Origin of the sequence: Isoptericola sp. NPDC060257 (assembly GCF_042726645.1) — a bacterium.
Lineage (GTDB): Bacteria > Actinomycetota > Actinomycetes > Actinomycetales > Cellulomonadaceae > Isoptericola > Isoptericola nanjingensis.
In genome coordinates this window covers 1-1,651 of sequence record NZ_JBHXAW010000480.1, presented here as the reverse complement: position 1 = coordinate 1,651, position 1,651 = coordinate 1, and the positions used below count along the sequence as shown (strand labels likewise).

General features: G+C 74.1%; 2 protein-coding genes. Both read right to left on the bottom strand.

The window, feature by feature from the left end:
• Positions 1 to 35: 35 nt before the first annotated feature.
• Positions 36 to 1,292: a DUF881 domain-containing protein gene (locus tag ACFWEK_RS21480; RefSeq protein WP_430555358.1), complete on the bottom strand. Its 1,257-nt coding sequence runs from the start codon at positions 1,290 to 1,292 to the stop codon at positions 36 to 38.
• A gap of 7 nt (positions 1,293 to 1,299) precedes the next feature.
• Positions 1,300 to 1,632 (bottom strand): small basic family protein, encoded by a 333-nt coding sequence (locus tag ACFWEK_RS21475; RefSeq protein WP_079575212.1) that lies wholly within the window; start codon positions 1,630 to 1,632, stop codon positions 1,300 to 1,302.
• Positions 1,633 to 1,651 lie beyond the last annotated feature (19 nt).

The following is a 1,651-nucleotide window of genomic DNA, read 5'->3' as shown; positions in this document are numbered from 1 at the left end:
GCGATCGACGGGCACCGCATCGGCGAGAAGGTGGCCTACACCGCGCCGAACGGTCGCGAGATCCCCGCCGTGATCTTCACCGCGTCCTCACGGGCGGTCGACGCCTCGGCGCCCGCCGTGCGCACCGTCGCGAGCGCGCCGCCGGGGATCTCCAGCGCCCGGTCCATCGTCTCGGGGTCTCCGATGACGGTCCACTCGTACGGGGAGGACAGGGACGTCCCGTCGACGACGATGGCGTTCCCCTCGTCCTCGAACCAGGTGGACGTGACGAGGCGCACCCCGTTGAGCTCGACGACCTCCGCGCCCGCGTTGCGCAGCTCCTCCAGCACGTTGAACATCTGCGACGCCTTCAGCGCGCCGCCGGGGTCCTGGATCGTGACCCGCACGCCCGGCCCCTGCGCCGGCAGCCGCCCCGACAGGATGCCCTCGGACTCCGCACGCTGCTCCGCCAGCTCGAGGGCCGACCGCGCCTGCCCGGAGCCGGACTCCAGCTCGTCGCGCGTCGCCTCCAGCCCCGAGACCTCGTCACCGAGCTGCTGCGCCCGGTCCGTGACCTCGTCGAGCAGGCGCACCAGATCTTCCTGCCGGGCCGACGACAGCTGGTCCGACGCCGACTGCTGCACCTGCACGACCAGCGCGAACCCCAGCGCGGCGCACAGCACGCCCGCCAGCACCTGGGACCGGCTCGCCCGGGGGCGCAGCGCCGCCCCGAGCCGGCGCCAGCCGCTCGCTGCGGGGCCTGCGGTCCCGTCGGTCCTGGGCCCCGTCGCCGGCTCGCTCGTCGGAGTCCCGGTCAGGGGCGCCGCGTCGGCCGGGCCCTCGGTGCCCCCGGCCGGGCTCTCGTCGGCAGGGTTCGCGCTCTCCGGCTCATGGTGCCCCGGGGTGACGTCCGAGGGCGCGGCCTGTGTCTCGACCGGAGTCTCGATCGGGTGCGGCGCCGCCGGGTCGGTCTCGTCGTCCGTGCCGTCGCCCGCAGGCGCCGCAAACGTGTCGACGTGCGGCGCGGCGCGCGTCACCGGTTCCTCGTCGTCCGCAGGCTCGTCACCGAGGGCAGCGCCCTCCGCAGAGGTGTCGGCCTGCGTGGAGGGGGCGTCGACCGGCGCCTCGTGGGAAGGAACGACCGAAGGCGCGTCCTCCTCCGGGAGATCCGGTCCCCCCGCGACGTCGGGCTGCTCGTCCGCCGCGTCGGGGGCCTCGCGGCCCTCGGAGGACCCGGCGGTCACGTCGTCGTCCGTGCCGGTGACGTCGGTGGCGTCGGGGGTGTCGGGGCGGTCGCCCTTCGAGTCGCTCATCCGCCGCTCACGCCTTGAACAGGTGGCGGCGGATCGCCGCCGCGTTCGAGAAGATCCGGATGCCCAGCACCACCACGACCGCGGTCGACAGCTGCGCGCCCACGCCCAGCTGGTCGCCCAGGAACACGATGAACGCCGCGACGACCACGTTCGACAGGAACGACACCAGGAACACCTTGTCGTCGAACAGCCCGTCGAGCTTGGCGCGGAGGCCCCCGAACAAGGCGTCCAGCGCGGCCACGACCGCGATCGGAAGATAGGGCTGCAACGCCACCGGCACCGTCGGCTGCAGCACCAGACCGGCGATGACGCCGATCACGAGCCCGATCGCGGCGATCATGAGCGTTCCTCCTCGGCTG